The sequence below is a fragment of the Lysinibacillus sp. NPDC093216 genome (genome assembly GCF_050280325.1).
Lineage (GTDB): Bacteria > Bacillota > Bacilli > Bacillales_A > Planococcaceae > Lysinibacillus.
Genome location: NZ_JBNNVB010000003.1, coordinates 267,454 through 291,141 on the forward strand (window position 1 = coordinate 267,454; position 23,688 = coordinate 291,141).

Annotated in this window: 22 protein-coding genes, 3 pseudogenes and 1 other annotated feature; of the genes and pseudogenes, 10 read left to right on the forward strand and 15 right to left on the reverse strand. The window is 34.8% G+C overall.

The window, feature by feature from the left end; genetic code table 11:
• Nucleotides 1-111: 111 nt before the first annotated feature.
• The 9 genes and pseudogenes from ACQKOG_RS06000 to ACQKOG_RS06040 all read right to left on the reverse strand — a co-directional run bounded on the left by ACQKOG_RS06000 (nucleotide 112) and on the right by ACQKOG_RS06040 (nucleotide 6,157).
• A complete protein-coding gene (locus tag ACQKOG_RS06000) occupies nucleotides 112-417 on the reverse strand; it encodes a monooxygenase (protein WP_370077313.1) in 306 nt (101 codons plus the stop codon).
• A 185-nt stretch (nucleotides 418-602) separates the two neighbouring features.
• Nucleotides 603-1,553 carry an alpha/beta fold hydrolase gene (locus tag ACQKOG_RS06005; protein ID WP_427445600.1) on the reverse strand — a complete coding sequence of 317 codons (951 nt, stop codon included), beginning with the start codon at nucleotides 1,551-1,553 and terminating at the stop codon, nucleotides 603-605.
• A gap of 66 nt (nucleotides 1,554-1,619) precedes the next feature.
• A pseudogene (locus ACQKOG_RS06010) lies at nucleotides 1,620-2,123 on the reverse strand (GNAT family N-acetyltransferase).
• Nucleotides 2,124-2,274: 151 nt separating this feature from the next.
• Nucleotides 2,275-2,475 carry a helix-turn-helix domain-containing protein gene (locus tag ACQKOG_RS06015; protein ID WP_370077316.1) on the reverse strand — a complete coding sequence of 67 codons (201 nt, stop codon included), beginning with the start codon at nucleotides 2,473-2,475 and terminating at the stop codon, nucleotides 2,275-2,277.
• 79 nt (nucleotides 2,476-2,554) lie between these two features.
• A complete protein-coding gene (locus ACQKOG_RS06020; RefSeq protein WP_370077317.1) occupies nucleotides 2,555-3,019 on the reverse strand; it encodes a helix-turn-helix transcriptional regulator in 465 nt (154 codons plus the stop codon).
• Nucleotides 3,020-3,194: 175 nt separating this feature from the next.
• Nucleotides 3,195-3,770 (reverse strand): GNAT family N-acetyltransferase, encoded by a 576-nt coding sequence (locus ACQKOG_RS06025; RefSeq protein ID WP_370077318.1) that lies wholly within the window; start codon nucleotides 3,768-3,770, stop codon nucleotides 3,195-3,197.
• A gap of 160 nt (nucleotides 3,771-3,930) precedes the next feature.
• Nucleotides 3,931-4,212 carry a CD3324 family protein gene (locus tag ACQKOG_RS06030; RefSeq protein ID WP_370077319.1) on the reverse strand — a complete coding sequence of 94 codons (282 nt, stop codon included), beginning with the start codon at nucleotides 4,210-4,212 and terminating at the stop codon, nucleotides 3,931-3,933.
• Between the two features lie 416 nt (nucleotides 4,213-4,628).
• Complete coding sequence (locus tag ACQKOG_RS06035; protein WP_370077320.1) at nucleotides 4,629-5,642, reverse strand: DUF4179 domain-containing protein; 1,014 nt, start codon at nucleotides 5,640-5,642, stop codon at nucleotides 4,629-4,631.
• A complete protein-coding gene (locus ACQKOG_RS06040; RefSeq protein WP_370077321.1) occupies nucleotides 5,639-6,157 on the reverse strand; it encodes an RNA polymerase sigma factor in 519 nt (172 codons plus the stop codon). The genes ACQKOG_RS06035 and ACQKOG_RS06040 overlap by 4 nt, the downstream gene beginning before the upstream one ends.
• Nucleotides 6,158-6,535: 378 nt before the next feature.
• Here ACQKOG_RS06040 and ACQKOG_RS06045 point away from each other — a divergent pair, with 378 nt between their 5' ends.
• Entirely contained in the window at nucleotides 6,536-8,200 is a 1,665-nt protein-coding gene (locus ACQKOG_RS06045) for a methyl-accepting chemotaxis protein (protein WP_370077322.1), read from the forward strand.
• Between the two features lie 48 nt (nucleotides 8,201-8,248).
• On the opposite strand, the gene ACQKOG_RS06050 is transcribed toward ACQKOG_RS06045, so the two are convergent.
• The gene (locus tag ACQKOG_RS06050; protein WP_370077323.1) at nucleotides 8,249-10,021 is read right to left on the reverse strand and encodes an oleate hydratase; all 1,773 of its coding nucleotides are present in this window, start codon (nucleotides 10,019-10,021) and stop codon (nucleotides 8,249-8,251) included.
• Nucleotides 10,022-10,707: 686 nt separating this feature from the next.
• Between ACQKOG_RS06050 and ACQKOG_RS06055 the strand changes: the two genes are divergently transcribed.
• The 4 genes from ACQKOG_RS06055 to ACQKOG_RS06070 all read left to right on the forward strand — a co-directional run bounded on the left by ACQKOG_RS06055 (nucleotide 10,708) and on the right by ACQKOG_RS06070 (nucleotide 14,685).
• Nucleotides 10,708-11,763, forward strand: coding sequence for a FecCD family ABC transporter permease (locus ACQKOG_RS06055; RefSeq protein WP_370077324.1), 1,056 nt, complete (start codon nucleotides 10,708-10,710; stop codon nucleotides 11,761-11,763).
• The gene (locus tag ACQKOG_RS06060) at nucleotides 11,760-12,776 is read left to right on the forward strand and encodes a FecCD family ABC transporter permease (RefSeq protein WP_370077325.1); all 1,017 of its coding nucleotides are present in this window, start codon (nucleotides 11,760-11,762) and stop codon (nucleotides 12,774-12,776) included. The genes ACQKOG_RS06055 and ACQKOG_RS06060 overlap by 4 nt, the downstream gene beginning before the upstream one ends.
• Before the next feature lie 15 nt (nucleotides 12,777-12,791).
• Nucleotides 12,792-13,604, forward strand: a complete 813-nt coding sequence (locus ACQKOG_RS06065) for an ABC transporter ATP-binding protein (RefSeq protein ID WP_370077326.1) — start codon at nucleotides 12,792-12,794, stop codon at nucleotides 13,602-13,604.
• Nucleotides 13,605-13,743: 139 nt separating this feature from the next.
• Nucleotides 13,744-14,685 carry an ABC transporter substrate-binding protein gene (locus ACQKOG_RS06070; protein WP_370077327.1) on the forward strand — a complete coding sequence of 314 codons (942 nt, stop codon included), beginning with the start codon at nucleotides 13,744-13,746 and terminating at the stop codon, nucleotides 14,683-14,685.
• A gap of 110 nt (nucleotides 14,686-14,795) precedes the next feature.
• Here ACQKOG_RS06070 and ACQKOG_RS06075 read toward each other — a convergent pair whose 3' ends face one another.
• Both ACQKOG_RS06075 and ACQKOG_RS06080 read right to left on the reverse strand, forming a co-directional pair.
• Nucleotides 14,796-15,110: a hypothetical protein gene (locus tag ACQKOG_RS06075; RefSeq protein WP_402873307.1), complete on the reverse strand. Its 315-nt coding sequence runs from the start codon at nucleotides 15,108-15,110 to the stop codon at nucleotides 14,796-14,798.
• Nucleotides 15,111-15,371: 261 nt separating this feature from the next.
• Nucleotides 15,372-15,613, reverse strand: a binding site (T-box leader).
• Nucleotides 15,614-15,838: 225 nt separating this feature from the next.
• Nucleotides 15,839-16,378, reverse strand: coding sequence for a GNAT family N-acetyltransferase (locus ACQKOG_RS06080; RefSeq protein WP_370077329.1), 540 nt, complete (start codon nucleotides 16,376-16,378; stop codon nucleotides 15,839-15,841).
• Between the two features lie 272 nt (nucleotides 16,379-16,650).
• Here ACQKOG_RS06080 and ACQKOG_RS06085 point away from each other — a divergent pair, with 272 nt between their 5' ends.
• On the forward strand, nucleotides 16,651-17,163 hold the full coding sequence (locus ACQKOG_RS06085; RefSeq protein WP_370077330.1) for a DUF6609 family protein: 513 nt from the start codon (nucleotides 16,651-16,653) through the stop codon (nucleotides 17,161-17,163).
• 150 nt (nucleotides 17,164-17,313) lie between these two features.
• On the opposite strand, the pseudogene ACQKOG_RS06090 reads toward ACQKOG_RS06085, so the two are convergent.
• Both ACQKOG_RS06090 and ACQKOG_RS06095 read right to left on the reverse strand, forming a co-directional pair.
• Nucleotides 17,314-17,440, reverse strand: a pseudogene (locus tag ACQKOG_RS06090) (ATP-binding protein); the annotation flags it as partial.
• Nucleotides 17,436-17,536, reverse strand: a pseudogene (locus ACQKOG_RS06095) (response regulator transcription factor); the annotation flags it as partial. The pseudogenes ACQKOG_RS06095 and ACQKOG_RS06090, both read right to left, overlap by 5 nt.
• A gap of 96 nt (nucleotides 17,537-17,632) precedes the next feature.
• On the opposite strand from ACQKOG_RS06095, the gene ACQKOG_RS06100 reads away from it, so the two are divergent.
• Genes ACQKOG_RS06100 through ACQKOG_RS06110 form a run of 3 tightly spaced genes read left to right on the forward strand, consistent with a single transcriptional unit; the run spans nucleotide 17,633 to nucleotide 18,767 of the window.
• Nucleotides 17,633-18,226: a TetR/AcrR family transcriptional regulator gene (locus ACQKOG_RS06100; protein ID WP_370077331.1), complete on the forward strand. Its 594-nt coding sequence runs from the start codon at nucleotides 17,633-17,635 to the stop codon at nucleotides 18,224-18,226.
• A gap of 35 nt (nucleotides 18,227-18,261) precedes the next feature.
• Nucleotides 18,262-18,498: a hypothetical protein gene (locus ACQKOG_RS06105; protein WP_370077332.1), complete on the forward strand. Its 237-nt coding sequence runs from the start codon at nucleotides 18,262-18,264 to the stop codon at nucleotides 18,496-18,498.
• Between the two features lie 20 nt (nucleotides 18,499-18,518).
• Nucleotides 18,519-18,767 carry a hypothetical protein gene (locus ACQKOG_RS06110; protein WP_370077333.1) on the forward strand — a complete coding sequence of 83 codons (249 nt, stop codon included), beginning with the start codon at nucleotides 18,519-18,521 and terminating at the stop codon, nucleotides 18,765-18,767.
• Nucleotides 18,768-18,909: 142 nt separating this feature from the next.
• Here ACQKOG_RS06110 and ACQKOG_RS06115 read toward each other — a convergent pair whose 3' ends face one another.
• On the reverse strand, nucleotides 18,910-20,349 hold the full coding sequence (locus tag ACQKOG_RS06115; protein WP_370077334.1) for an MDR family MFS transporter: 1,440 nt from the start codon (nucleotides 20,347-20,349) through the stop codon (nucleotides 18,910-18,912).
• Between the two features lie 730 nt (nucleotides 20,350-21,079).
• Between ACQKOG_RS06115 and ACQKOG_RS06120 the strand changes: the two genes are divergently transcribed.
• A complete protein-coding gene (locus ACQKOG_RS06120; RefSeq protein ID WP_370077335.1) occupies nucleotides 21,080-23,434 on the forward strand; it encodes a M13-type metalloendopeptidase in 2,355 nt (784 codons plus the stop codon).
• The last annotated feature ends 254 nt before the right edge of the window (nucleotides 23,435-23,688 follow it).

Below are 23,688 nucleotides of genomic sequence, written 5' to 3' on the forward strand. Positions count from 1 at the left end.
AAAAATAAAAAACGAAAACATGAGATTGTTAAATCACAATCTCATGTTTTCTGTTTTTAATTATTTAGCTGATAATACTGCCATTTATGACCCCTAATTAGCTTTAGCTAACTATTTAATTGGAGCATTATTAATCGTTGATAATACTTCATTCACCTCGAAGATTTTCCCACGAATATCGGTAATGCCGAAACTTGTTAATCGTTCTGAATGCATATTTAAATATTTCTCAGCATCTGTTTTAGTTTTAAATAAATATATTCCACCGGATTCTTTAGTCGCAGCATTCTCAGTCCAAATCTTCCAAATCATACCTGACTCTTCGTTAATACTTTTCGCTAAATCTGCAAATGCTTCGGACATTTCTTCACCGAATGGCCCGTCCATTGGAAAATCAACTTGTAATAAATATTTCATGATTAAAACCCCCACTTTGATTTTTTCCATAACAATTAGTAATTTTTATGGTCCTTCACCCTAGCGTGTGGTTGATTTCCGTTACGACTGGGCGCTTTCTTGGGGGCGTCCAGTCGTAACGGAAATCAACTTATATAAATGGCATACGTTTTAACAAATAGCATACACAACTTTTGATGATGAACCTAATGATTTAAACTCTCTATATATTTTTCTGACTCATCCGCTATTCGCTTAAATTCAATATCATGAATATAGTGTGAGCAATCAAATTTTATTAATGTGCCATTTTTATGTTTACTGATGAACTCCTTTTGAAATTCATTCCACTCATCTTCATTCCACCCTGTCCCTTGACCGTTTGAAGTGAACAAAAGCATTGGAACATTTGAGATTTCAGCCGCTCCTACCTTTTCGGCATTTTCCTTAATATGATTAATTTCATTCACCATATTTTTAGTTACTGTTCTACGATAAAAAATTACTTTATACAATTCTTTTTCCTCATCTGTCAAAGTCCCATATTTGATGGCATCACTTTCAGAAAGGCCCGGAATCCATCTAGTAATACCAATATTATCAGCAAAGGCACTTAAATGAACTAAAGGCATATTTATATCATAATCTTTATATGCAGCAGGAACAGCCATATCCAACCCTATAATTGCTTTAACTTCATTCTGATAGACTTGAGCCCAATACAATGCCTCAATACCAGACATAGAATGAGGAAATAAAATATATGGTCCTTCAACATCTGATTTTAATAGAGCTTCTCTTGTTTCTTGTAAAATAGTATCAATCTCACGCTCAGAATCTGTAATGTCACTAAAGCCATAACCTGCCTTTTCAACGACAACGATTTTATATTTATCGCTTAACAATGAATATAATGATTTAAAATCTAAAACAGGTGAGCTTGTGCCTCCCCCAGACATAAATACAAGCGTTTCTTCTCCATTTCCTTCTACGTACACATGCATTTGATGTCCATTAACTTCTACCATTTTTCCTGTTGGCGTAAATAATTTTTCTTCCTTTGATAATTTTATTTGATTAATAATATAACTTGTCGTAATGATCAAGAAAAGTATCGCTGTAATAATTGAAAAAAGCATCATGATTCGTTTAAACACTGTCTTTCAACCACCCCTCTTAAGATTTTTACTATCCATCAAAACTAACAGAAGGCATCATGGCTTTTAAAGTTCCAAAAGGTACTCGATAAACTGCAACTTTTGCCCATTCATTTCGAACGCATTATCATCTATACACACTTGTTTAAAGCCATTCTTTTCAAGAACCCTTTGAGATGCAATATTATTTGTTGTTGTTTTTGCTTTAATCTTTTTGACACGGATTTCAGTTTCTAATAGTAGCTTTAAGGCTCAAGCCCCTATTCCTCTTCCTCCATATTCTTGTCCCACTCTGTAACCGACTTCTGCTATATCATTCGTTGTATCTATATCTACTAAATTAATTCTTCCGATAATATTGCCCGAGTTATCTCTTATTAAGTAGAATTTTGATTTTTCTTCCTGTTGTTCTGCTAAAAGCTCTTTATGTCTTATTTTAAACGTTTCAAAATTATAATAATCTTCTCCACGACTAGGTACCATTTGTTCAAAGAATTGTCTATTGTTCTTTTCGAACTGATACAATTCTTCTGCGTCACATTCTTGTAAGCTATTAATTGATATTTCCAAGCAACTCAACCCCTCGTTCTGAATAATATGTATTGTAATCCATATTTAAGAAAACAAACTCTTTATGATATCCTACCGAAAAGTTTGTTTATAATCTATCGGAATCCCAAGATGAAGAAATATGTATAACGACTCGAATAAAGAGAAAAAATCACCCCTCTAAATCTTTCAATCGTCTTCGAATAGTAGCTTCCGAAACGCGAAGAATTCGTGCAATTTCTCGATTACTTTTGCCAGCATCCTTTAAATGCTGCAATTGTAATTCATTTATAGCTACTTTAGGTCGTCCATTTGAATTTCCTCCACGCCATTCCTTATTTTTCTTTTTACTTCTCAAAAATTTCCCCAGCATTTTCTCACCTTCTCATGCGTCATAACTCTAAATTATCAGTTATAAAGCTTTATTGTAAAAAAAGAAAGCAGATTTATATCTACTCTCTTGATTGTTTAGGAAAAATATAAAAATAAAAAACAAAACCAATGATAATTGCGGGTGGTAAAGCAATTCCTATATTTTGTACAAATGCACTTGCAAGTAGTTTTAAAATCTCAATAATATCTTTAGATAAAATGTTTTGATACTGTTCTGCACCTGTCAAACCTTTGATCATTAAAGTTACAGCAAAAATAATGATATAACTAATTAAGCTATAATTAATACTTAACTTTATTTTTTCTTTATCATCGTTCTTTTCCTCTAATAGCAATGTTTCCACACTGATATCTAGAACCTCCGATATTTTCAGCATATTTCTCTTACTCGGATAACCATTCCCAAGTTCCCATTTGGATATAGACTTATCACTTACTTCTAAAATCTCAGCTAGTTCTTGTTGGGTGATTCCTTTCTCTTCTCGATATCTTTTTAGTTTTAAACTTAAAATATTTTTCTCCATTTTACCATCCTCCCATTACCTTAATTTATGGTTATTATCACATACTGGAATTTCTATTAACAGGAATTTTCAAAAATAGAGAAAAATAGACCACAATATAAAAATGCGACAAAACTCATTAAATAGGTTTTTGTCGCATTTTTTATTGGAAATCCATCTGAAATTACCATAAAACTTATATATTCTTTTTCGAAAACTCAGTATGCAACAAACTATAGATCAACATATCTTTACATTCTCCAGTAACACTATGGCATTCAAATTGTCTTAAGCAACCTTCTTCCTTAAAGTTGAATTTCGACAATAGTTTCTTTGAAGCTATATTTTCCTCTGTAACAATTGCCTGTATTCTTACTAAACCTAACTGATCAAATCCTATTGATAATACTGCTTTAACAGCTTCCGACATAATACCTCGATGCCAATATTCTTCAGATAATTCATAACCAATTTCAGCTCGTTTGCCTTCAAATTCACTTAAAAAAATAGTACCAATAATTTCATCGGTTTCTTTGTTAGCAATAGCAAAACGAATAATCCAACCTTCATCATAGCCTTTGTTCCAAAAATTAATTACTTCATAACTTCTTTCTAGAGTTTCTGGTCCATTCCAATCAAGATAACGATATACATTTTCATTTGAATAATAATTGAATAACGTAGGAGCATCCTCCAACTTCAACTTTCTTAATTTAATGCGCTCAGTTTGTACTGATGGAAAAGAGGTCCCTAATACTTTGGTAAAATTCATTTTTTTCTCTCCTTTTTTGAATGAATATCAAAATAAACTAAAGATGGAAATTCACAAGAAGCTGATTAAATTATACCCAGCCTAGATTGCCTGAAAAAACCTCATACATATTTCATAAAAGAAAATAAGCCAATGTGGTCAAAAACCACACTGGCTTATACTATTCTATTCTTCTTCTTTTCTCTTTTAATACAATTCTTTGGATACTCTTCGAAGACAAATAATATTTTTCACCTAAAGTAGCCGTGTCCGCTCCCGTTAGATAATCGTTATAAATATTACAGTCTCTTACACCCAATTCTTTTCTTGTAGCAGTATTGGATCCCCAGTCTTTTTTATGTTCTGCTCTCCGCGGTATATAAATATATTCACCATCAACATATTCTTGTATTAACTCTAGCAACTCAGCTGGTAGAATATGCTTTGCTTTTTTATAGCTCATAATTGCACTCCTAAATTTAATATTTTTTTAGGAAGAGCAAAGGCTATTTAATTTATCCTATATTGCAATAGCCTTTGCTATGCAAAAAAAGTATACCTTCTCATCAAACAATCCCCCCTTGTATTTCTGTAATTTTATCAATACTATACCATATAAGGTTCATCACCAAAACGTGTGGTTGATTTCCGTTCCGGCTGGGCGCTTTCCTGGGGGCGTCCAGCCTCCACTCCAATCAACTTATATACATAGCATACGTTTTAACTAATGTCACTCACTATTTTTGGTGACAATTCCCATATTATCCAAAAATACAAAGAGATTTTATAGATTCCCGTTCGCTTTATTATTGATAAACAAATGAAAAAGTACATTAGCGATATAGCTGCCAATGTACTCCTAAATATTTAAATTATCTATTAGTCTTTACTTTTTAATTTTAATTCTTCATAGCCCTTAATATTTAAGCTTAATTGTTTTTCTTTATTCCAAATACTATAAGGGTAAACTAAATTAACAAAAGTTTTCCCATCTTTCAATTCTATATTGGCTCCTCGTGCATAAAAGGACTCTCCCTTTTCATTTGTTAACGCCCATTCAAAAAATTGATTTTCATCCTCGGAAACGTCAACTATTAAAGATACATGCATAGAGCCATTCGTAAGGGTTGCTGATTGTAGTTGAATACCCTCAACAGCCTTTTCCGCTTCAAATGATTGTGTTACAACCTTCGTTGGTGTCAATGTAAATGGCCATTCTCCATTAATATGAACAATCCCTTTCTTTTCTGTAAAGAAATGAATTGTTTCAATTACTAATTGAGCGTTATCTAGAGAAGGCCATGCCTGGTCATTCGACTGTAATATTTGTTCTAAAATTATGGATTGGTCGGTTCCTTTCAGCATTCGCTCCTCAGTATTACCCGCTAAACCTTTTGAAGTAAGAGGCTTTGTATCTGAAACATGGGCATCAATTTCTTTTCCTTTAGAATCATATATACGATATTCAATACTTATATGCTGAATATCTCTTATATCCATGCTCTTTGGTAAAATCTTGAACTGTAGCCCTACACGATAGGCATCAGCAAATGTATTTTCAAGTGTGACCGTAACATCTTGTGAACTTTGCGATACCCCAGAGTATTGTACTTCTCCATTTTGACTAGCAAGTTCAATCCCAGCATCCTCCTGGAAACCTAGAAATGCTTTTAGTTTAGCCATCGCTGTATCATTAGACAAAATCACACCCGAAGCGAGAACTGCACATGCAGCCGCAGCTGAAATAGGCTTCAACCAACGTTTTTTTGTCTTTTTCTTTGATTTAGAGCGAATCTCTGTATAGGAACGATCAAAAGCTTTTTGCACAACTTCTGGTATTTCTTGTTCTCTATTCATTTCTTCATGTAAACGGTCGTCTAATGATTTTTTCATAGCAATTGTGCCCCCTCAACATAATAATTATTTTTCAGATATTGCTTCGCTCTAGAAATTCTCGACTTAATCGTCCCTTCTGATTCATGAAGAAATTCGCTTATTTCCTTTGTCGTGAGCCCATTCACATAATAAAGCGTTAAAGCAATGCGATAGCTCTCATCTAGACTTTCTAATGCCTCATCAAGCTCAAGTGAAATTTGATCTTGGTGTCGCAGTTCATGCAATGTCGTCACATCCAGTGGTACAGTACGTTGATCCTGCTTCATAAAGCGATAACAGTTATTTAAAAGTATTCGACAAATCCATGTATTAAAATATTTTGCTTCTTTTAGAGAATCTATTTTTTCAAACGCTGTCAGTATTGTATCCTGTAAAAGATCTGCAATGTCCTCATCTTTCAAGCCTAGTCGTTTTGCTGTCCGGTAAAGCGTTATTTCATATTGACGGATTAATTGTATAAACGCTTCTCCATCTCCCTTCTTTGCTTTTTTTACAAGAAACTCGGATCGCATATAATCACCTCTTTTTCTCTTTACATACCGTTAGAGCATTTTGATTGATAGTTAGTTGCATCGATTTTTATTTTATTACACTAAAAAAGCAACCGGCGAAATAACAGTCGGTCGCTACCTACTAATATAAATTTTAAATGAGAGGCTATTTAAAACAACTAACACTGTTTACACTCCGAAAATAGGTATTTCCGATCTGTTCTAACATCCACAAGGTTATCGAAAAACAAAAGGACTTTTATACTCTAATCTGTCACTTTTTAAGTAATAAGACTCTCAATTCATTATTGACATTCCTGCTTCAGTACATAATACTATACTTAAAATTTGAGTTTTCATAGGCATAAAGTTCCAATAAAACTCAGAGGAGGAAACTATTTGAAAAACAAAAGCATTAAGCGACGATTATTGTTTTTTACATTAAGTTTGCTGTTATTGTCATCTGTCATTAATTCCGTATTAGGTGTTTGGATTGTGGGCAAAAATAGTAAAGAAGTTTTAATTGAAAAAGCCAATGAACAGGTCTATGAAATCGCCAAGCAAGTTGAAACTATATTAAATTCTGAGAATGATCCCATCTCATCTTTACAAGATTTTGTGGAGTCAAAAGAAAAACAAGAGAATGTAACTTATGCTATTGTCATTGATACCAATGCAAAAGCAGTGGCGCATAGTGATAAAGGGAAATTAGGAAAAACATATGAGGATGCATACACAATCGATGGTGCCAAGCACGGAAAAAAGCAATTTACGAGATGGTATGCTGAAGTTCAAGGTATTTGGACATATGACATCATGGAACCTATATATAAAGATGGCAAGCTTTATGGCGTAATTGATATTGGGGTGCCTGAAAGCGGTATTCAATCTATTACAAACTCTGTACTAGGCTATCAGATTATTACAGGCATAGTGAGTTTTATCGTTATAGGTGCTTTAATGTGGTGGATTATTGGTCGCATTGTTACTGCCATTAAGAATCTTGAAAATATCATTCATCAAACTACTAGCTTAGACTTTACCGAAAATCCAGAATTAGAGAAGCTATTACATCATCAAGATGAAATTGGTCTTATGGCAAAAGGCATCTCTGGCATGCAATCGGCATTAAAGAATGTTACCGTCAATATACATAAAACTAGCTCCGAGCTATCAGATTCCTCAAAGATTCTTATTCAAATAGCAGAAGATACGGTACGTACGACTGATGAAATTAGCTCAGCCATTAATGAAGTAGCAAAGGCTACAGAAGAGCAAGCTCATGATACAGAAAAAAGTGCTGAACAATTAAATCAACTATCTGGAAACATTGATCGTGTTATTGAGCACACAGAGAAGATTGCTTCTATGACAGAGGATATTGATCATTTAAGTAATCAAGGTGTAGAAACCATCAATCAACTCTCTATTTGGTCAGAGAAAAATCGAGAATCTTCTCAACAGGTAAGCAACATTGTTCAAGAAGTAGATAAAACTTCATCTGATATATCAAGTATTGTTAATACAATTACAGACATCGCAACTCAAACTAATTTATTGGCTCTAAACGCTTCCATTGAGTCAGCTCGCGTCGGTGAAGCCGGTAAAGGTTTCGCAGTTGTCGCGGATGAAATCCGAAAATTATCGGAACAGACATCTAATGCTACTGAGGATATTAAGAATAAAATCTCTGCCATTCAGGATATTTCTAAAAGTGCTGTGCAGGAAATCAGTACGAGCCTTAGCATTGTCGAACAAAATGCAAAAGCTACAAAGGATACTAGCGAAATCTTTAATACAATAAAGGTAGCTCTAGACCAAACGAGTGGAGTGGCACAAGATGTGAAACATTTATCTCATGAGATGGATGAACGCAAGGAGCAAATCATTAGTGCCGTACAAAACATATCTGCTTCTGCAGTAGAAACCTCTGCTGGAACAGAACAAGTTTCCGCTTCCGCAAATGAACAGCTTAAAAGCATCGAGACTGTCTCTGAAAAAGCTAAAGACCTAAATGCTATTGCTGATGCTTTAAGAGACGAAATGAAAAAATTCACTATTTAATGTAAAAAAGCTGATTCAATTATGAATCAGCTTTTTTAGCACATATCTCTATATCAATTCACTTTCTTTGAGTAAATCATAGATGATTGTGTCTTTCGTTTTATGAATACCAAATTTACCTATTTGTTTTAAGATAAATGGAGCATCTACATCTGTTAATTTTTTACCATCAAGTAAGCGAGCAGTTGAAGATAATAAAGTACGAATGTCAAAAGTAGATGCAAATACTTCTGGAACGCCTCGATCAATATCTAATAATTGATAAACAGCTTCCATCGCTGTTCTTACTGAATATTCAGTTGTGAATACAGTATCTCTTTCTGTTTCACTAAAGTTCCCAATGAAGGCTAAGTTAGTAGATCCATTAGGGACAACTAAAGGACGATCTCCCATTGCTCTAGGCATGAAGTAAGATGTTATATAAGGCATGTAACATGGAATAGTATTACAAGAATTTTGCGCAATATCCGGTATTTCATCTACAGGTACACCCATATGGTACAACCACTCTTGCGCGATCTCAATTCCAGAACATTCCGTGATACTCTTTTTAATAAAATCACCTGGTTTATTTGATAGTAAACCATAAATCCAAACTACTAATTGGTCTTTTGGTTGATTTTTAAAATGCGGTTGTCGGTTCAACGTATAGCTTAGCATCCAATTAGAATCTGTAGCAGTTACAATACCACCCGTAACTACCTTGCCTGCATACGGATCTCTTTTACTGATTTTTTCAATATACGGAGCAACTCGATCATCCAATGTAGTAAGCGTTGCTGAAACAAACCAACTTTCTTCTGGAAGGTTATCGCAGAATTTTTCTGGTTTACCAAAATCAGAATCTTGGGAAGCGATGTTTTTCCAAAGTGACCAGCTTCCTCCTAAATCAGTACTTATAGGGGCCGGCGTATTATTGTCACCATAAGTTGTACTCTCCGTGATACTACCATTTGTTACAAACACTAATTCATTTTCTGTTAGCTCAATATTCTTTTTCACACCATTTTGTTTTAACACTAAAGTATGGGCTACTTTTTTATCGCCAACTTTATCAACTAAAACATTCTCTACAACAGTATTAAATTGGAAATCAACATTATAACTTTCCAAATATTTAATCATAGGAAGTACTAAAGATTCGTACTGATTATATTTTGTAAATTTCAAAGCAGATAAATCAGGTAGACCCCCAACATGATGAATGAAACGCATAATATAACGACGCATTTCCATTGCAGAATGCCATTTTTCAAAAGCAAACATCGTAGACCAATATAGCCAGAAATTCGATTCAAAGAACTCTTCAGAGAAAACATCTGTAATTTTTACATCCTCTAATTTCTCTTCAGGAATAAAGAATAATTTAATCATTTCCTCAGATGCTTTATCAGATAATGTAAACTTGCCATCATCCTCAAGTCTTTGTCCTCTATTTTCAATCAATCTACATTTCGAATAGTTAGGATCCTCTTTATTTAACCAATAAAATTCATCTAAAACAGAAGCGTTTTCTACTTCTAATGATGGGATTGAACGGAATAGATCCCATAGGCATTCAAAATGATCTTCCATTTCTCGACCACCGCGAATAATAAAGCCTCTTGTCGGATTTAAAATACCATCAAGGCTACCACCTGAGATATCTAGTTCTTCGAGAATATGAATATTCTCTCCCTTCATTTGACCATCACGAATTAAAAAACATGCGGCTGAAAGTGAAGCTAGCCCCGAACCAACAAGATACGCTGATTTCTCATCAACACCCACTGGTTTTTTAGGACGTGCAAAAGCCTCATAATTACCATTACTGTAATACATAGTACCGCCTCCATAAACTATTATCGTGATATAGCATACCATTATTTTGCAAGGTAATGGTAAAATGAGAGAGAAATTAACAAATAATTCAATTTTAAAGTTAAACTCTAAATATACTATACCCTATTATTTGACATAACAATTCATTGCATTTTTATAAATTATTCATCAATATCTTTATATAAAAGGGTTTATGCAATACTTAAAAATTAGATTACCTTTGTTGCGATAACCTATAAAGGACTTGGATTATTGTATGATTTCCTTCTATAAGATTAATTATAAAGCTGTTAAAGTATAGAACCTTTTGAGGACAGCCATGCATAATTATTATAGTAAGAAAACAAAAAACGATGCTTCAAGGGCCACATTTTACAAGCACACTTTTGGTTTTTATTTTGATAGTCTCTATTCGAATTTATTATTATTTAAATAATTTAACTATCCACACTCCCCTCCTGAAATCCGCTTAATGGAAGCCTTATAAGCATATTCAAATATGTAAAAATAAACAAAATTAATATATTTTAAAAATAATGTTTGACAATCTTTTAGGGTGCTATGTAGAATAGGACAAGTGATTATGAGAATCATTATCAATTAAGGCGAACCTTTATTTTTTTTGCCTATAATTGAGAATGAATCTCACTTTAACGAATATATGTTGTTAGTTAGGATGGTAACGGATGGAAGCAAGCGCGAGGAGCATAGAACAACAAGAAACGAATATGAAAAAGATTAAGAGCAGACCGCTTATTGCTTCTATTATTTTAATAGTAGGTACGATTTTATTAGCTTTAAGTATGGGCATGTCCATTTCATTTGGGGCGGCAGATATTAGCTTAACGACTGTTTGGCAAGCTGTTTTTCAATTCGATGATTTACTTACACATCATAATGTCATCTGGGAGCTTCGTATTCCAAGAGCAATTGGAGGAGTAGTCGCTGGTGCGTTTCTAGCGGTATCCGGAGCAATTATGCAAGGTATGACACGAAACCCCCTTGCCTCGCCTTCTTTAATGGGTATTACAGATGGTGCGGTATTTGGAATTGCAATTACGTATGCATTTTTCCCTAATTCCCCTTACATAATGTTTGTTCTTGCTTCATTCATTGGTGCCGCATTTGGTGCAAGTATTGTATATGGTGTGGGTGCATCCTCACCTGGAGGGCTCACACCTGTGAAGTTAGCGTTAGCTGGTGCAGCGATTAGTGCACTGCTTGGGGCCATATCTTCTAGTATTGCACTTTATTTCAATCTTGCTCAAGAAGTGAGCATGTGGAATGCAGGAGGCGTTTCAGGTGTGAAATGGGTAAGTATTGATATGTTGCTACCGATAGGACTTGTTTGTCTTGTTATAGCGATTTTAATGTCGAGATACATTACCATCTTAAGTTTCGGCGAAGAAATTGCGATTGGGCTTGGACAAAATACAACCTTCATTAAATTTATTGGAACTGTACTTGTGCTCGTTTTAACGGGGTCAGCCGTATCTATGGCAGGTTCTGTCGGATTCGTTGGACTTGTTATCCCACATATGACGCGTTTTCTCGTCGGGTCCGATTATAGATGGGTCATTCCATGTTCAGCAGTATTAGGTGGTTTGTTAATAGAATGTGCAGATATGTTATCTCGTGTTATCAATCCTCCATTTGAAACGCCAATTGGTGCAATTACAGCTTTAATAGGTGTTCCATTCTTCCTTTACTTAGCTCGTAATGAAGGGAGAGGGAAAATATGAAGCAAAGAATCTTAACAAAAAAGAATATTTCAGTTTTAGCCATTTTAGCTTGCCTAATTGTGTCGGTATTCTTAATTAGCTTAAATACAGGGACGTTTAAAATACCACCAATAGATGTATTGAAATCGTTAATTGGGTTAGGAGCCGAAGATCAATCTGTCATTTTATTCGAATTTCGTATGCCTCGAATGGTTATCGCGATTTTAGTTGGTTCAGCGCTAGCGATATCAGGAGCTATCATGCAAGGCTTATCTAGAAATCCACTTGCTGACCCTGGAATTATCGGTATAAATGCTGGTGCTGGATTAACAGTTGTTGTTTTCGTCTATTTTTTCTTCGGGAAAGTTGGGACCGGTACGCTAATATCAGTTTTCATTCTTCCATTATTTGCGCTAGTTGGTGCTTTATTAGCAGCGGTTATTATTTATACGCTAGCTTGGAAGAACGGCGTTTCATCCACTCGTTTAATTCTTGTCGGTATTGCAGTTGCAGCAGGATTTAGTGCTGTTAGTTTAATCTTCTCGATGAAAATGACTTCAAATGATTTTCGCTTTGCAACTATTTGGTTAGCAGGGAGTTTATGGGGAACCGATTGGAAGTTTGTATTAAGCGTACTACCTTGGATGCTCATATTTCTACCCATTGCATTTTGCAAGGCACATGTATTGAATGTAATGAATTTAGGAGATGTAGCAGCGGTTGGCCTTGGTGTAAATGTAGAGAAGGAAAGACGTAAATTATTATTTATCGCCGTTTGTTTGGCTGGTGCATCGGTAGCTGTTGCCGGTGGCATTGGATTTATCGGATTAATGGCACCCCACCTGGCAAGACGTCTTGTTGGAGGAAAACATCAAATTATGTTACCTACAGCAGCATTGATTGGCACTTTTTTATTACTATTTGCAGATTTAATTTCAAGAAGTGTACTAACAACTTCAGAAATACCAGTCGGTCTTGTTATTTCTATTATTGGTGCACCCTATTTTATTTATTTACTTATGAGGACAAAGTAAAAGGAGTCTTTTTTGATGGTAACTTTAGCAGTTGATTCGGTATCCGTTGGCTATAATGAAGGATTAATAATAGATGGATTATCAGTGGCGATTCCCGAAGGAAAGATAACAACGATTATTGGACCAAATGGATGTGGGAAATCTACATTGTTAAAAACAACTTCTCGTATTTTAAAGGCAAAACAAGGGACTGTTTATCTTGATGGAAAGGCAATTGAAAAACAGTCAACAAAAGAAATTGCAAAGAAAATGGCGATTTTACCCCAGACTGCAGAAGTTCCAATGGGTCTTACTGTGTTTGAACTTGTTTCATATGGCCGCTTTCCACACCAAAATGGATTTGGAACACTGAAGGAAGAAGATTATCGCTACATCCATTGGGCACTTGAAGTGACAGGGATGACAGAGTTTTCCAACCGTTCAGCAGAAGCTTTATCAGGTGGCCAACGTCAACGAGTATGGATTGCAATGGCACTTGCTCAAGGAACGGACCTACTTGTATTAGATGAACCAACAACATACTTAGATATGGCTCACCAACTAGAAATTTTAAAGTTATTAAAAAAATTAAATGAAGAAGAAGGCCGTACGATCGTTATGGTCATTCATGATTTAAATCATGCTTCTCGTTTTTCTGATCATATGATTGCTTTAAAGGATGGTAAACTGATTCACCAAGGAACTCCAGATGAAGTAATGACAAGTGAGACACTTCGGAATGTGTTCGAAATTGAAGCACTAATCGTTTCATGCCCTGTAAACAGTAAGCCAATTTGTTTAACTTACGATTTGACAATAATTAATAATCTAGAACAGATAAAAGCATAAAAGAAGGAGCACTCTTCCTCTCTTAAATAGATAGAGAGAGCATTCTAATGGGCGTTGAGCTTCTCATTTTAGCTTGAGATGTTGAACACCCATTAGAATGCAGTGGGTCGCAAACAATTTATCCGGGAGGAACAAAAATATGAAGAAATTTAAACTAACATTACTAACAATGGTATTAGTTATTACATCTATACTATTTGCAGCTTGCTCTTCTGATAAAAAAGAAGAAAAACAAACAGACGCTAAAACAGAAGAACGTACAGTAGAACATGCCAAGGGGGAAATTAAAATCCCTGCTAATCCAAAGAAAATTGCTGACCTTAGTGGTTCAACAGAAGAGTTATTAATCTTTGGCATGAAACCAATCATTACTGCAAATACGTCTCAAGAAGAAATTGATCCACATATTGAAGATCAATTAAAAGATGTAAAACCGGTCGGCTCTGCTTGGGGTGACAAAATTAACATCGAAGCGGTGGCTGCTGCAAAACCAGATTTAATTCTTATAAATGATCGTCAAGAAAAAATTTATGATCAACTATCTAAAATTGCACCGACTGTTATGTTAAAAACTCCATTAGATCAATGGCGTCCAAAGTTTGAGGAACTAGGTAAAATCTTCGATAAAGAAAAAGAAACAAAAGAATGGTTCAAACAATATGACGAAAAGGCAAGCAAGTTACACGATAAAATCGTTGCTAAAACTGGTGATGCGAAGTTCATGAAAATGGCTGCATATCCAAATGCATTCCGTATATATGGTGACTATGGTTACGGTAGCGTACTCTTTAAAGATTTAAAATTACCAGCAGTTCCAGGTACACCAATGGATGAACCACTAGTACAAGTACAAAAAGAAGCTTTAATTGACTACAATCCAGATTACCTATTCGTATTTACAACAGGTGACGGTTCTCAACGCTTAAAAGAGTTCCAAGAAGAAACAATTTGGAAAAACATGAATGCTGTTAAGAACAACCACGTATTTATTATTAAAAATGATGCGGTCAATAAAGGCTACTTCCCTCTAGGTAAAGAAATGATTTTAGATGAAATTGCTGAATTTGTTCTAGGGAAATAATAACAATGAGAATCACCTTCGTAATATCGAAGGTGATTTTTTTAAAACTCGTTTAAGGATCTGATATAGTTGTTTAGTTATCGATTGGCGAATAATTCAACTTAGTTCCCTTATTTTATGAATCGTATAAATTGTTGCTCCCCAATTTGTAAAATCTCATCATTCATTAATATTATGTCAGTATCATCTTCCACAAGCTTTTCCCCATTTAAAGAAACGCCATTTTGTTTCATTAATCGCATAAACTCACTTTTACTTTTAATATATTCTTCAGCAATTAATGATGGAATAATATCTAGTACAGACTCTTTCCCTATTTCAATTAACATTGTGGGGATTTTATCAGGCAAAACCTCTCCTTCATTAACGCTCTTACCTACCCCCTTTTGAATCATCTTTAATTGTTCTTCTAGTTTTAAAAACATACAATACAACTCCTTTAATATTGAATTAATATTGCAAGTTCTATAAGAGTAAAAATCAATTTCGCCCTGGCGTAATTGCCGCTGACGCTTCGCTTTCGCGCAGAAAACATTTGCCGCTGACGCTTTGCTTTCGCTACAGATAAATTGCCACAGGATGTGACGTTCTTAGACTGGGCTCCTCTATAAAAGGAGTCACATCACGTTCATCTTACCACCCGCTTCTGCTGAATGAAGATAAAAAAACGCCCTTTAGGAATAAACCTAAAGGACGTGTTATGAACGTGTTACCACCTTAATTTAAGAGCTACTCACATAACTCTTCTCAATAGGTACGGCTAAATGCGATACCTTTGCATTGATTACGGATGCAAACCCGTCGTAGCCTACTAAAGTTCGGTACGCAGCTCCAAGATGAATTCATTTTAACTTTCCTTGCGCCTCTCATCAACCGGCTACTTTCTGTCAGTTCCATTAAAACTACTAGTTCTCTTCAACACTTTTACTCTTATACTCCAAATTGTTATCAACAATTTTTCGTTATGCAAATCTTGATAATTATTATAGTATATTTGTTTGAATTGTCAATAAATTATTTTTAACCTTTTAACCATAACGTGGGGTTGATTTCCGTTTCAGATGAGCACTTTCCAGGGGGGCGTCCAGCAGGGACGGAAATCAACTTATATTCACGGTATACGTTTTTAACATTTCATACCTTAATAAATTTGTTATATCGGAAGGCGAATCCTCAAAGTGTCGTCTGTTTCTAGATACAATTTATACTGCATAAGAGGTGTATCCTTGTTTAAATAAATTTCACTGCCGTTTCTACTAACTTCCTCAAACCCTAACTTTTCCATCATTCTTCTTGAACGAAAATTAGTTTCATGTGTTTCACCATAAAATGTTGTAATACCAAATTTCTCGAACGCATACTTTATGAACATGTGAGTTACGGTAGTTCCTATACCCTTCCCCCATAACTGACTTTCACCAATAGCAATACCTATTTCAGCACTGTCGCTTTGAATCTCTGCTAGATCTGCATAACCAATTAATCTGTCCTTATATTCAATTCCTAAGCGAATAAAATCCTTACGATTCAAATTCACACTGTACTGCCACCAACTAAATAATTCTTCTTCGTCTAAATTTTTTCTCCACCCATTGGCTTCGCAAAATTTCTCGTCCTTACTCCAACGAAGAACGAAATGATAATCATCATTTTTTAAAGTTCTAAAAATTAATTTTTTAGCATCCTCAAACATATTCGATTTTAACTCCTGCCCTTTTTTACACTCTATGATTTTGAAATATTCATGCTCTTATTATACAAAGAAAAAAATAAAATATGGTATATAAATCCAATTATTACCGTCTTTTTAAATGCTTTTAGTATTTATAAGGTTTAAAACAATGCAACTTAATTTGGACCTATACACATCGACAAATTATGACAAAAAAATATAATTCAGTTTGATATATTATTTTAGAAATCTATTATTCGAGGAAGTAGAAAATTAAGAATGGAGAATAGAACATGGAAACACAAGCTTACAAATACCCCAGACAAAAGATTAATGGGATATGGCTAATAATTGCTGGCATAGCAATGTTCTTATTATTAATAAAATATAACGGCTATCCAAATATTTGGCCATTTGCCATCGTTTATATACTAGGTATGGTTTGGCAATTAAGCCCTAAAACTCGAGAGAAATTAGCAGTCGGTCCTGGTACAGGCGGCCAAAAAAGGTGGTCTAATTTTTCAATTTTTTTATTAGCAATTTTAGTTTTTATTAGTTTTCAATTTTTCGCCGATGATTATAGAACTTGCTGGTTATTAATTATTTTAGCTGTTGGTGTTCATTTCTTACCTTTTATTCCGGTACATGGTAAATTAATGCTTTTTCTATCAATCAGTTTAATCATCAATGCGTTCATAGGATTAATGATTACTAACGTTAATCTAGATATCTTTTTTGTAATAGATGGTCTAATAAAGATTTTATTTGGTAGTATTTTTATTAAGCTCAGTCCTATTAATTTTTAAAAGAATTGAGGATTCTGTTTCACAGTGATCCTTCCAACAAATAAAAGAATCCATTTTGAAAAGAAGACTAATCAAAATGGATTCTTTTCTAATGTTTATGTAATCTTTCCTACATATAAACCCCCGTTTTTATTTGGTCTTCGCGTATTTTTATAGCTTTTGATTCTTTGGAAAAAATTTCAAAACATGTTCCCACTCCAACTTCGCTCTGTACTTTTACTTTGCCATGATGTTTGTCAATAATCCAATTTGCAATAGCAAGCCCTAGACCAGCTCCCGCTTCTTCTCAATAACGCCCAAAATGCGCTTGCAATTCTTGTGCTTGAAAAGGCTTAGTCAGGTAATCGTCTCCTCCAAAGTTGATGAAATTTACGAAATTAATCCCTTGTTATGAATTCGTGTTGATGATACTATATGAATATACAACATGAATATTCATATAAATAATTCATAAAGGAGGTATTCACCTTTGGCAAGAGGAAAAAAAGTTTTTTCAGAAGAAGATAAAATTATGATTAAAAGTAAATTGAAAGATGAGTGTATGGCTTTTTGGATTTCTCAAGGTTATAAAGAAACAAGTATTGGTGAATTATGCAAAAAAACAGCAATATCAACGGGTACTTTTTATAATTTTTATTCAAGTAAGGAAGAACTTTTTTTTGAAGTTTTGTACGACATTCAAGAAACTATTTATGGGAATTTTATTAAACGAATTGAACAATGCCCTGAAAAGTCCGGCTTTGAAACAGCAATAATCCAACTTTACTATGAATACGAAAGCAAACCATTTCTTTATGAAGTAAAAACAATCGATTTCACAGCATTTTATAGTAAGCTTTCGGAGGAAATGAAAGAAAAACTAATATTTGATAGTAGTAATCTTTTTCGTACTGCAATCAAACAAGCAAATCTTAAATTAAAAGTTCCGGAAAAGTTAGCATTTTCAACTTTCACCGTACTTCTTTCTAGTATTGCAAGTAAAGACGGAATATCAAAGAACTGTGACCATTTTGCTGCATTTCAATTTATGACTAAGCAGTTGGTAGCAAGTATCTTTGAGTAGAAGCTCTATTTCAAATATAAAATAGGAGGAGAGCAATGAGTTTATTTTGGAATATTATAGATTTTCTTAAAGAATCAACACCGTTCTTCATCGTGTTTAATATCATTGTAGCAATCGTCCTGCTCATCTCAGGGTTTATTTTATTATCCAAAAAGAATAGAGAACAGAGGACGAAAAAAGTTATCGGTATGGTTTGTTTATCAATTTCATCGTTATCTTTTTTGGGTGCCCTTTCCAATGCTATTTTTTCTTTCATTGTATTTAAAAATTAAGAGGAAAGAGGGATAAAAAGATGTTAGATAAATTACTTAACATTATGGATGCGGCTTGTAAATGGGGAAATAAAAATCTGGGGACCTCTATTCAATTCCCTAAACCAACAAACAAATCCATGGTATCCAGTGCTTTTTCAAGTGGAATTATTAGTAGCGCAATTCTGGTCTATGGGCTTATTTTCAACAAAAAATGGATTTTGTTATTTGGTGGACTTGGGATAATTAGTAGTGTTTTCATTTATCGACAAAGTGTAAAGAACGATTAAATAGTATGTATTAAAAAAGCACGAGAAATCAATTTTAGAAACATTGATTTCTCGCGCTTTTTTAATATGAAATTATATTATTGCTTTTCTAAAATAATTAAAAACATTTTATCTACTGCCATATTTTTAAGTAAAAGTGTTTTTATTGCTCACTAGGTTGTGTGGATGGCTTTAATAAGAACCAAACAATTACTAAAGTTACTAGTGCTAATATAAAAGTACTCATATAAATGAAATGTACACTTGAAGCTAATGCCTCTTGTGATTTGGTTACTATGTTTGCTGTAGTTCCTCCATGTCCACCAGAAGATACGAGATCAAGGTTTTTAATCCCCTGTGCATGAATCATCGTATTGAAAATTGCCCCGAAAACTGCAGCACCTAATGTTTGACTAAACGTATTGATAAATGTGTTTAAGCCAATTGCCGTCCCTCGCGTATGGGCTGGAACAGCTGATTGAATTGTTACCATATAAATAGGTACAATAAGCCCCATTCCTAAGCCGAATAATCCAACTGCAACATAAATAAGGAATGCTGGTGAATTTGTTGACAAAGTAAATAGTGAAAAGGCAGCAATTGAAAGAATACTAGCTCCAAGTAGAATGATTTGTTTCGTTTTTAAGTAATCAATTAATTTCCCAGAAAAAATAGTGCCAAATGTCCACATAACAGGAAGCGGCATTAAAACGAGTCCGGCCTCTGTCGCATTTTTTCCTAATACACCTTGGCTCCAAATCGGAAGATACATTGTAATACTAATAATCATTGCACCAGAAATAAGAGTTAATATGTTTATAATAGATAATGTACGATTAGAGAAAAGTGCTAGCGGAATTAATGGTTCCGGAGATTTTCTCTCAATGAATAAGAAAATAATGAATGCAACAGCTGCAAAGATTAAGAGGCTAACAATTGTAATGTCCCCCCAGTTTTGCTGACTGCTACCTGTTAATAACGCGTATAGTAGCGCGATTGTACTTAATGAAAATACCGTCGCTCCAAGATAGTCGATATGGTGCTTAGCAGGTTTAATAGATTCTTTATAATAAATTACAATCATTAAGCAAGCGATAATTCCAAATGGAACGTTTAAGAAGAAGATGTAGCGCCAAGAGAGAGAATCAACTAAAAATCCTCCAACTAATGGTCCGATTACACCAGAGACGCCCCAAACAGCACTAATCCAACCCTGTGCTTTTGCACGGTCTTTCACTTCGCTATATAAGTCACCCATGATTGTCATTGTTATTGGCAAAATAGCGCCAGCACCTAGACCTTGAAGGGCACGAAAGACGATGAGCTGTTCCATCGATGTAACAACACCGCAAAGTGCAGAGCCGACTAAAAATATTGTAGCTCCAATCAGTAAAACTTTTTTACGACCGAATAAATCAGCCAGTTTCCCGTATATTGGAGTCGAAACGGCTGTGGCTAGCATATAAATTGCATATACCCAACTAACAAGTTCGACGCCTGACAAATCACTCGTTATACGGGGGATTGCTGTACTAATAATTGTTCCTTCTACAGCAGAAAGAAATGTCATTAACATTAATGATAAAATAACTTTTTTTCTCATATTTTTCCCCTTTACTTCTATACAGATCAATTATGCTTCGTCATAATTGCGTCTGGAATTGGCTTTGGGCCAATAAATGTTTTTTGTGCGAAAGCGAAGCGGCAGCAACAAGTGTTTTTTGTGCGAAAGCGAAGCGGCAGCAACAAAAAATTTGTCTGTGCGAAAGAAGTTAAAATTATTCACTATATAGCTAAGTATATTTTTTTATTATCTATAAACAATATAGATAATCAATAAAGTACCTTTATTGCACTAACCTTCTTCGTTAGTTCAAGTACATTTTTTCACAAGATAAACATCAATTTTAACATAAATATACATTAAAAATCACCTCCAAGAATAACTAAAGAGGTGATTTTTATCAAACGTTATTACCAATTATCATTCTTTATTATTAACGAGCACACATGTTGCTTTGAAATCAATTGTCTCGGCATAATTGCGTCCGGAATCGATTTTGTGCTTACCTTTCAATCCTTAAATACTCGCCACATTTCCTCATATTTAACTTTAGCAGAGGTGGATTTTATTTAACCAAAAAGTGATCTTACTAGTGGTACCGCTCTAGCTTAAAAGCGCTAGACTAGACAATGCTCTCTTGAAAATGAAAAATCTCCTTACATATTTTCAAACTGAAATAAATCAACTATAATGGTATTCAAATGGTAGAAATACTAAATTACACCCATTTATCTTTATTTATACAAATCTACTATAAAGGAGAATGAAGATGAAAAAGAAGGTTTTATCCTTACTCATGGCCATAATAATGGTCCTATCAGTTAGCGTATCGGCATTTGCCGATGAAATGTCGCCACCAGCGACAAGAGGAGAAATCGTTAAAACCTTGTTGCTGGCAGCAGATGCTTATCAACCAGGAATTAATAAAGAATCCATTATGCAAGGCTCTAAAAACGAAGATTTAAGAGAGAATGAGCCGGCTAAGAAGATTGAAGCTTTAGTCATGTTGAGTAGAGCATTCGGCGAATTACCAGAGCCTGTCGGAAATGATCTGCGCAGCGGAACATTTGATGTCGAGTTCACCGATGTACCAGCTTGGGCTAAGAAAGATATCGATAAACTTGCAAAAGCAGGCGTACTGACTGGCAAACCTGACGGCACATTAGGCGCAAATGACAATATTACGATCAATGAGTTCCAAAAAATTATCGCCAGAGTGTGGACGCTTAAAGGCTCCCATTTAAATGACGATTTTTATGAAGCAATCAATAAGGAATGGTTAAATAAATCGACAATTCCGGATGGAGAAATCATGGGCGGCGTATTTTCCGAGCTGCATAAGCAAAATAACGATAAAATAGAAAAAATAATAGATGAGCTCGTTGGCAAACAATTCGCAGAAGGAACAAAAGAACAGAAAATTACCGACTTCTATTCGACGGCGTTGGATAAGAAAAATAGAAATAAACAAGGGATTGAACCTATTCAAAAATATGTAAAGGCAATAGACGAGGCTAAAACGCTTGATGAACTTATTCAAGCTGATCTTACCCTGGAGAAGGATTCGGGTCAAAGCTCATTATTCAGCTTTGCAATCATGAACGATGCAAAGAACAGCAGTGAAAATGCTTTGTATTACGCTGGATTAGCTACAGGTCTGGATAAGAACAGCTTTGACACGGAAGACTCGAAAGCGAAAAAAGCCTATATTCAATATATGGCCAGACTTCTTGAGTTATCGGGCGAGAAAGAGTCTGCAGCGAAAGCACTTGCCGAGAATGTTTACGAAATGGAGAAAAGCTTAGCTTCCGTATCGCTTGAACCTCATGAACAAGGCGATGTCAATAAATACTATAATCCGTATACAATTGAACAATTCGATGACATGTTCAAAACAGTAGATATGAAACAAGTCTTGAAATCGATGAAAGTCGACAGTACTGATAAAGTGATCGTATTCGATGTGAAGCTGGCGCAAAAAGGTGCTGAACTCTTGACTGAAACTAATCTTAATGCGCTTAAAACTTACTCCAAAGTGCACCTGCTTATGGCAGCAGGCGGTTTGTTGTCAGATGATTTCGAAGATGCTGCCAAAGAGTTTGACGCAACGTTATATGGCGTTACAGGAGAAAAAACAGATAAGGAAGTCGCAGTAGCCAAGACAACTGGTACAATGGGCGGATATTTGGAGCAAATGTTTGCCGAGAAACATTTTTCACCAGAAGCTAAAAAAGATGTTGAGCAAATGGTAGAGAAGTTAATTGCTACGTATGAGGAGAGAATCAAAGCTCTTGATTGGATGTCAGAAACAACAAAAGCTAAAGCAATTAAAAAGCTGGATACGATGATTGTTAAGATCGGTTACCCAGATAAGTGGGATACGACATTAGATAAAGTAGCGATCAAGACATATGACGAAGGTGGTTCGCTGTTCTCTAATACCTTGACAGTAAACAAAGCATACATTGATAACGTGAAAGCCGAGCTAGGAAAACCGGTGGATAGGTTGCAATGGGGTACAAGCGTATATACCGTAAATGCTTTCTACAATCCTTTTAATAACGAAATTACGTTCCCTGCCGGTATTCTTCAAGCGCCTTTCTATGATATTAACGCTAAACCTGAAGCAAACTATGGTGCCATTGGCATGGTCATAGGCCATGAAATCAGCCATGCATTTGATAACAACGGATCAGCATACGACGAAAATGGAAATGCAAATAACTGGTGGACAGAAGAGGACTTTAAGAAATTCGAAGAGAAAAACCAGGAACTGATTGAGTTCTATAACGAAATTGAGATTATCCCGGGTGTGTTGAACGACGGTCAGCTTACACTAAGTGAGAATGTCGCTGATTTAGGTGGAATGGCGGCCTCACTACAAGTTGTATCCAAAATGAGTAATCCGGATTATAAAGCATATTTCGAAAACAATGCAGAAATATGGAAATCCACAACCACAAAAGAATTTGCAGCGTACCTGAGCAAAAACGATGTACATTCAGCCGCTAAAATTCGGGTTAATCGCACGATTGTGAACTTTCAGCAATTCTATGATACCTATGGAATTAAGCTTGGAGATGGCATGTATATAACTCCAGAAGATCGAGTATCCATCTGGTAAAAATCAAAGCAGATAGAGCTAATCCGATAGCTCTTACATCAGTGTATAAAGGCAAAGAGGCTATCCAGGAAGTCCTTTTTAGAGTAAATACACCGAAATCAAAAGCCCAAGAATGGTAATTTTACGGCATTCTTGGGCTTTGCTTTTTTTCAGCCCTTCGATTGAAGGTTTCTAAATAATTTTTATAATATACCATAAAATGATAAAACAAAAATATACATTCTGTTTAGATTATACGTCAATTTAAAGGGAGG